Genomic DNA, 7,620 nt, shown 5'->3' with positions numbered 1-7,620 from the left:
GCGGATAGTCTGGTAGCCATGTCTGCTCCGACTGCCCGCAAACCGCTGGTCCCGGGCACGCCCACGCCGATACGTGAGGTACCCAAACGCATCGCGCGGCCCGAATATGTCTGGAAGCCGAAGGCTGTCGAAGGCAGCGAGCCTTGGGTACAAACGCCTGAGACGATCGCAGCAATGCGGGTCGCGAGCAAGATTGCGGCAGGGGCGCTCCAGGAAGCGGGTAAGGCGGTCGCGCCGGGAGTGACGACCGACGAGCTGGACCGCATCGCGCACGAGTTCATGCTCGATCACGGTGCCTACCCGTCGACGCTGGGTTATCGGGGCTTCCCGAAGTCGTGCTGCACGTCGCTCAACGAGGTGATCTGCCACGGGATCCCCGACTCGACGGTGATCGAAGACGGCGACATAGTCAACATCGACGTCACTGCCTACATCGATGGCGTGCACGGCGATACCAATGCAACCTTCCTCGCCGGCAACGTGTCCGAAGAGAACCGCCTGCTCGTCGAACGCACCCATGAGGCGACGATGCGGGCGATCAAGGCGGTCAAACCGGGTCGCGCGCTCAACGTCGTCGGTCGGGTCATCGAAGCGTACGCGAATCGGTTCGGCTACGGCGTGGTCCGGGACTTCACCGGTCACGGCATCGGAACGACATTCCACAACGGTCTGGTGATCTTGCACTACGACGAGCCGTCGGTAGAGACGATCATCGAGCCAGGGATGACGTTCACTATCGAGCCGATGATCAACCTCGGGAATATCGACTACACCATCTGGCCCGACCGCTGGACCGTCGTCACCAAAGACCGCAAATGGACTGCGCAGTTCGAACACACGCTGGTCGTCACCGATACGGGCGCTGAGATCCTGACCCTTCCATGATCGGTGGCGCCCTGCTCGTCGCCGGCTGCACGTCGGATGCGGGCAAGAGTGTCGTCGTCGCCGGGCTGTGCCGGTTGCTCGCGCGGCGGGGCTTTTCCGTCGCGCCGTTCAAGGCGCAGAACATGTCCAACAACTCTGTGGTGACGCTCGACGGCGGCGAGATCGGCCGCGCGCAGGCGCTGCAGGCGCAGGCCTGCGGTCTGGAACCGAGCGTCCGGTTCAATCCCGTGCTGTTGAAACCGGGCAGTGACCGCACGTCTCAGTTGGTGGTCCGCGGTCGGGCCGTGGGGTCGGTCGGTGCGCGCGACTACTTCACCCGTCGCGAGGAGCTGCGGTCCGTCGTAGCGGCTGAATTGGCTTCGCTGCGAGCGGAATTCGACATCGTGATCTGTGAGGGTGCCGGTTCGCCTGCCGAGATCAATTTGCGCGCAACCGATCTCGCGAACATGGGGCTGGCGCAGGAGGCATCGTTGCCCGTGATCGTGGTCGGCGATATCGACCGCGGGGGAGTGCTGGCCCACTTGTTCGGCACAGTTGCGATTCTCGACGAAGCAGACCAAGCGCTGATCGCCGGATTTGTGATCAACAAGTTCCGCGGCGATGTGTCGCTGCTGGAGCCGGGCTTGGTGCGCCTACGCGAGCTCACCGGTCGGCCCACGTATGGCGTCATTCCGTTCAGCAACGACCTGTGGCTCGACGCGGAGGACTCGTTGGGCACGGTCGCCGACACTGCCGTCGGTCGGCCCGGAAAGCCGTACGGGAGCGAGTGGCTGACCGTCGCTGCGATTCGGCTGCCACGGATTTCGAATTCGACCGATATCGAGGCCCTGGCGTGTGAGCCGGGAGTCTCGGTCCGTTGGGTGAGCGAAGCGTCTCGGTTGGCCGGTGCGGACCTTGTCGTGGTGCCTGGCAGCAAGTCGACCGTGGCCGACCTGGCATGGTTGCGCGCCAACGGGATTGCGGATGTGCTGGTCGATCGGGCGGCTGCGGGAAAGCCGATCCTCGGCATCTGCGGCGGGTACCAGATGCTGGGTCGCACGATCGTCGACGACGTCGAATCCGGTGCCGGTGAGGTGGCAGGCCTGGATGCGCTCGACCTGGCGGTCAAGTTCGAGGATGCGAAAGTCCTGGCCCGCGTCGAGGGGCACGCGGCCGGAACTCCGGTGCACGGCTACGAGATTCACCACGGTCGCGTGACGCACAACGGCGACACGGCCTTGCTCGAGTCCGACGGTCAGCCCGAAGGCAGTGTGCGCGGGGCGGTCGTCGGAACTCATTGGCACGGCCTTTTCGAGAGCGACGACTTTCGTCGCACCTTCCTCACCGACGTTGCACGGCACAGTGGCAGAACGGGTTTCACCGTCGCGCCGGATACCTCGGTCGCTGCGGTTCGCGAAGCCCAGCTCGATCTGCTCGCCGACCTGGTGGAGCAGCACGTCGACATCGACGCAATCCTCGGCCTGATCCACAACGGCCCGCCCGCCGACCTACCCACCCTCGTGAGTCTTTTAGGAGTCCAGGGACTCCTAAAAGACTCACGACTATGAGAGGCGCACCTCGGCAGTCGCGCGGCCGAACAGCTTTCGGCCACCGGCGGTTGCGCCCAACGCAATGACGGCGCTGCGTTGATCGGCGTCGAGGGATTTGACTCGCCCGCTGAATTCGAACGACACCGCCTCCTCCGCCTCGACCGGTGCAAATCCCGCGAACCTGACGCTGTACTTCGTCACCGCCGCGGGATCGCCCAACCATGAGGTGAGGTAGCCCGCAGCGAGGCCGGCGGTGAACATGCCATGCGCCACGACGGTCGGCAGGCCGACGAGAGCGGCAACGCTGTCGTGCCAGTGAATGGGGTTGGGGTCGCCGGATACGCCCGCGTAATTGACCAGGTCACCACGCGTAACCCTCGCAATCTGGCGTGGGAGTTCGTCGCCGACCGCGAGGTCGTCGAAGCGATGATCGGTGCGTGGCTCGTGCGGCGGCGGCTCGTGCGGCGGTCCGGGGTCGGCTCGCTCGGCGATCGGGACCGCACCTAGTGCCGCCTTGCGCCGGTCGTCGTGGGAGACGCCGGACATGATCACGTTCGCCGCTCTGCGCGAAATCGCAGGATCGACGATGTCACCGGTCCGGGCGACGATCGTCGTATAGGTCGTCTGAACGAGTTCGTTGTCCTGGGTGGTGACGACGTTCTTCGTCACGAAGAAATCGTTGCCCGCGTATTGCCGGTAGGACTCCATGGACACATCGCAGACCAGTCGATCGCCCGCCATGATCGGCCGATGCAATTCGAGGACCGCGTCTGCTTGCAGGAACTGACTGAAGTCGTAGCCGACCATCGCGTCGAGCAGCTTGCGATGGGCCAGCATGCTGACGATCGACAGGAAGGTCAGCGGCGCGAGTAGGGCGTCGTAGCCGAGTATTTTCGCATCGGCTTCGCGCCAGTGCGCCGGATGAAGGTCCTGGATTGCGCGCGCGAATTCGCGGATCTTTTCGCGCCCGACCTCGTAATAGTCATCGGACCGGTAGTGCTGGCCCACCAACGCTGCAGGATCGAACGCCGAATCTTCCACGAATTCAGTATCGCGCACGCACCGTCACCGGAGGCGTACCTCGGCTGTTGCTCGACCGAACAGCTTTCGCTCTTCGTAGTGCGCGGCGAGTGCGACGACGGCGGTACGTTTGTCGGCATCGAGCGACTTGATTCGGCCGGTGAATTCGATCGCTTGCGGCTTGTGCGGATCGATCGGTGCGATGCCGGTGAAGCGGACGCTGAATTTGGTCAGCGCTGCCGGATCGCCGAGCCAGGATGTGACGAAACCCGCCGCCATGCCCATGGTGAGCATGCCGTGCGCTACGACGTTCGGCAGCCCGACCAGCGCAGCAAGTCCGTCGTTCCAGTGGATCGGATTCGGGTCGCCCGCCACTCCGGCGTAGTTGACGAGGTCGCCGCGCGACACGCGGAGCGGTTTCGACGGCAACACATCGCCGACCGACAGGTCTTCGAAACGCATGCTCGTTCTCGGGATGTGCGTGGCAGGCGCGATCTGGGGTGCCTCGACTGTCTCGATCAGCTTCGCGCCGTCGGTGGCGCTGAGTCGATCGGCGAGCGAGACCCCATGCATGACAACGCTTTCGGCTGCTTCAGCGATCGCCGGGTCGACTTCGTCGCCGGTGCGCGCGACGACGGTGGTGTGCGAGACCTGCACGAGTTCGTTGTCTTGGGTGGCCAGGACGTTCTTGACGACGATGAAGTCGTTGTCGGCGACCCGCCGAAACGACGACAGTTCGACGCTGCAGACCAGACGGTCACCAGCGGCGACGGGTCGGTGCAGTTCGAGGATCTGATCGGCTTGCAGGAGTTGGCTCATGTCGTAGCCCGCCAAACCGTCGAAGAGTGCACGGTTGACGATCATGAAAATGATCGAGCCGAAGGTGACGGGTGCGATCAGCCGGTCGTAACCGAGGTCGGCAGCGGCGTCTTCGCTCCAGTGTGCAGGCTGGAAATCTTGCACTGCACGGGCGAATTCGCGAATCTTTTCCCGGCCTACCTCGTAGTAGTCCACCATCCGATAGCCCCGGCCCACCAGAGCCGCGGAATCGATCGTCAGGTTCTCCATCGGCGCGACAGTACTCGACCATGAAAAGGCCGACTTTCGCGTACCTTCGAATGTCATGGAACGTGTCCGGGTCGGGGCCGGTGAAGCTGGGATCGATGTTCGTCTGAACGGTCCGGAGAGCAGCCATGTGGTGTTGCTGCTCCCCGGTGCGGGGGATCCCGCCGATGTTTACGACGCAGTCGCCGCGCGACTGCACAACTCCGGGCTACGGACCGTGGCGCCCGAGTCGATCGAGGGCCTCGACGAGGCCGCCGTCCTGGCGATGCTCGATCAGCTCAAGGTCGGCTGGGCGAATCTCGTCGGCGCACGGGAAGGGGCGGAGCTCGCCTGGTTGCTCGCCGCCCGCAGCTTCGGCCGGTTCGCGAGCCTCGTCGTCACCGACCGGCCCCATCCCAAGGTCCTCGGTTCCGATTGTGCGCCAGTCGAACTGCCGACGACGGTCATGGTCGGCCACGCCGATGCCCGCCAGCAGGCGGACCAGAGCGGGCGGTACGTGTACTCCGATTTTCGCGTCGTCGCACTCGACGGGATAGCGAACATCCCGGCCGAGGCGAGCCACGAGATGGCGACCGAGATCGTGCTGCGGACTAGTTCCTGGTAGGCGGTCGTGAGTCTTTTAGGAGTCCCTGGACTCCTAAAAGACTCACGAGCGTTAATGCTTCAGTGCGCCCAGCAACGCGTTCTCGACCACCTCGGGAAGCGCGGGATGGATCCAGTACTGACCTCGTGCCATCGACCGCGCGTCGAGCCCGAACTGCATCGCCTGGATCAACGGCTGAATCACGGTCGGTGCCTGCGCACCCATGACGTGAGCGCCCAAGATCTTGCCGGTTCCGCGTTCGATGATCACCTTGCAGACGCCTTCGTGGTCTTCCATCGCCCAGCCGTATGCCACATCGGAGTAGTCCTGCACGTAGGTCGCGATGTCGAGACCAGCGTCGCGGGCCTGCTCCTCGGTCATGCCGACGTCGGCGATCTGAGGGTCGGTGAAGACGGCGGACGGGATGAAGCGGTGGTCGGCCCGGACCAAGCCGTCGGTGGAAGCCCACGCGTCGCGCAGCAAGTTGTCGCGCACCACCCGCGCCTCGTGATTGGCGACGTGCTTGAGCTGCTTCGGCGAGCACACGTCGCCGAGAGCGAAAATGCCTTTTGCCGTGGTCCTTTGGTACTCGTCGACGACGACACGACCGGCATCGTCGACGTCGACGCCCGTTGCCTGCAGGTCCAGCCGATCACCGTTCGGGACGCGGCCTACCGCAACGAGCAGAGCGTCGCCGTCGACTCGCGTGCCGTCGGTGAGTTCGACCGAAATGCCGCCGCCCTCGACCTTGTGTACGGTCCGCACCGTGTTGCCCAGATGGACATCCCACTTCTCTTGCGCGAGCGCAGTGAATCGGTCGGCGATGTCGTGATCGAGATGGCGCAGCAACTTCTCGCCGCGGGCGATGATCGAGACCGATACCCCGAACGCCGAGAACACGTGCGCGAACTCGGCTGCGATGTAGCCACCGCCGATGATCACCAGTCGCTCGGGCAATTCGGGCAACCGCATGATGTCGTCGCTGGTGTGGAAAGGCACACCGCTGTCGGCGATTTCGGGTGGGACGATCGCTCGTGAGCCTGCCGCGATGACGACCTGATCGGCAGTGATGATCTCGCCGGTGGCCAACGCGAGTTTCCGTGGCCCGACGAAACGCGCGTGAGCTGTGAACAGCGTCGTCCCAGGCGTTCCTGTGCTCCGGAACTGGGCACCGTTGACCGAGATCGGATCGATCCGGCCGAAGACGCGGTCGATGATGTCGGTCCATCGGACCTTGTCGAGACTGGAATCGATGCCGTAGCGCGCCGAGTGCCGAATGGTTTGTGCGACTTCGGCGGCGTAGACGAACATCTTCGTCGGAATGCAGCCGACATTGATGCAGGTGCCGCCGAACGTGCCTTCCTCGATCAGTGCGACCTTCTTGCCCGCGAACTGCTTCGTCAGGATCGTGTTGCCAGAACCCGTCCCGATGATCGCGAGCTCGAAGTGCTGATCGTCGGTCATGTATCCGCCTCGTCCAGATAGGTGTGCAGCCAGTCGAGCCAATTGCCGATCTCCGCGAACGCCTTGGCCCGCGGTTTTGCGGCGGACAGGAGCACGTCGTGGCGGGCGCCGGTGATCGGTACGACAGTAGTTCGATCACCGAGGCACCCCGCCCACCGCTGGATCTGCGTCACGTCGAGTACAGCATCGACGACGTCGATTTCGTCGCCGAACTGCTTCGCGCGGCTACTCAGCTTGGAGCGCAAGATCAACGTCGGTACGCCCACATCGAGACCACGCTGGACCGCCTTGTGCGCCCGCCGGACCGCGCGTAGCCAGCCGAACTGGACCGGGTAGCCGCCGAGCGGCTTCCAATCCAAGTCGTAATCCCATTCACCGCGCAGGCTGGAATGGATGCTCGCCCCGTAGGCGTCGTCGCCGCTGGTCCTGGGAATTTCGCTGTGGCTGCGCAGCCAACCGGCTCCTTCGATGAATGCGGTGAGCACAATGCTGCGCAGATATGCCGGACCCGGCAGATCGAAGAATGGACTGTTGAGAATCATCCCGGAAACGCCGTGCCCCGCGCTCGATCGGTTCTTCCGGTTCATCCACAGCGACACGGTCAGCGCTCCGGTGGAATGCGCGACGAGCAATACGGGTGCGCCTGCCGATTCGCCGCGAATGATACGCATCGCCTCATCGAGTTCGCGGTCGTAATACGCGAAGTTGGTCACATAGTGCGGCGTCTGACCCGGCCGCGTCGACCGGCCGCATTTGCGCAGGTCCAGGGCATAGAACGCATATCCACGCTCGGCGAAGTATTCCGCGACGTGGCGCTGGAAGAAGTAGTCGGATCTGCCGTGGATGTAGAGGACTGGACCGGCGCTCGCCGGCCGTGAATTGGCTGGCCGAAATCGGACCAGAGTTGCTTCGATCTGACCTTCGCCGTCCGGGTCTGTGCCGAGTGGAATGGTCGTTCGCTGATAGTCGTCGCCGAGAACGTCAGGAACCCATTCGGCTCGACCGGATGCGGATCGGACCGTTGACCCTGTGTCAGGGGTTTGCGTCACAATTCCAATCTAGCGGGCGGTGATA

7 protein-coding genes are annotated in these 7,620 nt (G+C 64.0%); 3 read left to right on the top strand and 4 right to left on the bottom strand.

Annotation, left to right across the window (positions count from 1 at the left end):
* The first annotated feature begins 18 nt into the window (after positions 1-18).
* Together map and FGL95_RS04120 are read left to right on the top strand one after the other, a co-directional pair.
* Positions 19-885: a type I methionyl aminopeptidase gene (map, locus tag FGL95_RS04125; RefSeq protein WP_169584892.1), complete on the top strand. Its 867-nt coding sequence runs from the start codon at positions 19-21 to the stop codon at positions 883-885.
* The gene (locus FGL95_RS04120; RefSeq protein WP_169584891.1) at positions 882-2,432 is read left to right on the top strand and encodes a cobyric acid synthase; all 1,551 of its coding nucleotides are present in this window, start codon (positions 882-884) and stop codon (positions 2,430-2,432) included. Before map ends, FGL95_RS04120 begins: the two co-directional genes overlap by 4 nt.
* Here FGL95_RS04120 and FGL95_RS04115 read toward each other — a convergent pair.
* Both FGL95_RS04115 and FGL95_RS04110 read right to left on the bottom strand, forming a co-directional pair.
* Positions 2,427-3,473, bottom strand: coding sequence for a fused (3R)-hydroxyacyl-ACP dehydratase subunits HadA/HadB (locus FGL95_RS04115; protein WP_338079702.1), 1,047 nt, complete (start codon positions 3,471-3,473; stop codon positions 2,427-2,429). The two genes, FGL95_RS04120 and FGL95_RS04115, sit on opposite strands and share 6 nt — an antisense overlap.
* 6 nt (positions 3,474-3,479) lie before the next feature.
* Positions 3,480-4,502: a fused (3R)-hydroxyacyl-ACP dehydratase subunits HadA/HadB gene (locus FGL95_RS04110; protein WP_169584890.1), complete on the bottom strand. Its 1,023-nt coding sequence runs from the start codon at positions 4,500-4,502 to the stop codon at positions 3,480-3,482.
* Positions 4,503-4,557: 55 nt separating this feature from the next.
* On the opposite strand from FGL95_RS04110, the gene FGL95_RS04105 reads away from it, so the two are divergent.
* A complete protein-coding gene (locus tag FGL95_RS04105) occupies positions 4,558-5,103 on the top strand; it encodes an alpha/beta fold hydrolase (RefSeq protein WP_169584889.1) in 546 nt (181 codons plus the stop codon).
* Between the two features lie 51 nt (positions 5,104-5,154).
* Here FGL95_RS04105 and mtr read toward each other — a convergent pair whose 3' ends face one another.
* Both mtr and FGL95_RS04095 read right to left on the bottom strand, forming a co-directional pair.
* Positions 5,155-6,546, bottom strand: a complete 1,392-nt coding sequence (gene mtr / locus FGL95_RS04100) for a mycothione reductase (protein ID WP_169584888.1) — start codon at positions 6,544-6,546, stop codon at positions 5,155-5,157.
* On the bottom strand, positions 6,543-7,595 hold the full coding sequence (locus FGL95_RS04095; protein ID WP_420838012.1) for an alpha/beta hydrolase: 1,053 nt from the start codon (positions 7,593-7,595) through the stop codon (positions 6,543-6,545). Before FGL95_RS04095 ends, mtr begins: the two co-directional genes overlap by 4 nt.
* Positions 7,596-7,620: the final 25 nt, after the last annotated feature.

Origin of the sequence: Antrihabitans stalactiti (assembly GCF_012932915.1) — a bacterium.
Lineage (GTDB): Bacteria > Actinomycetota > Actinomycetes > Mycobacteriales > Mycobacteriaceae > Antrihabitans > Antrihabitans stalactiti.
The sequence above is the reverse complement of the archived record's forward strand: the minus strand, read 5'-3'. Positions and strand labels throughout refer to the sequence as shown.

Bases quoted from the DNA above. Each gene is read 5' to 3' on its own strand.
- map (WP_169584892.1), top strand. From the start codon at position 19: ATGTCTGCTCCGACTGCCCGCAAACCGCTGGTCCCGGGCACGCCCACG.
- FGL95_RS04120 (WP_169584891.1), top strand. From the start codon at position 882: ATGATCGGTGGCGCCCTGCTCGTCGCCGGCTGCACGTCGGATGCGGGC.
- FGL95_RS04110 (WP_169584890.1), bottom strand. From the start codon at position 4,502: ATGGAGAACCTGACGATCGATTCCGCGGCTCTGGTGGGCCGGGGCTAT.
- FGL95_RS04105 (WP_169584889.1), top strand. From the start codon at position 4,558: ATGGAACGTGTCCGGGTCGGGGCCGGTGAAGCTGGGATCGATGTTCGT.
- mtr (WP_169584888.1), bottom strand. From the start codon at position 6,546: ATGACCGACGATCAGCACTTCGAGCTCGCGATCATCGGGACGGGTTCT.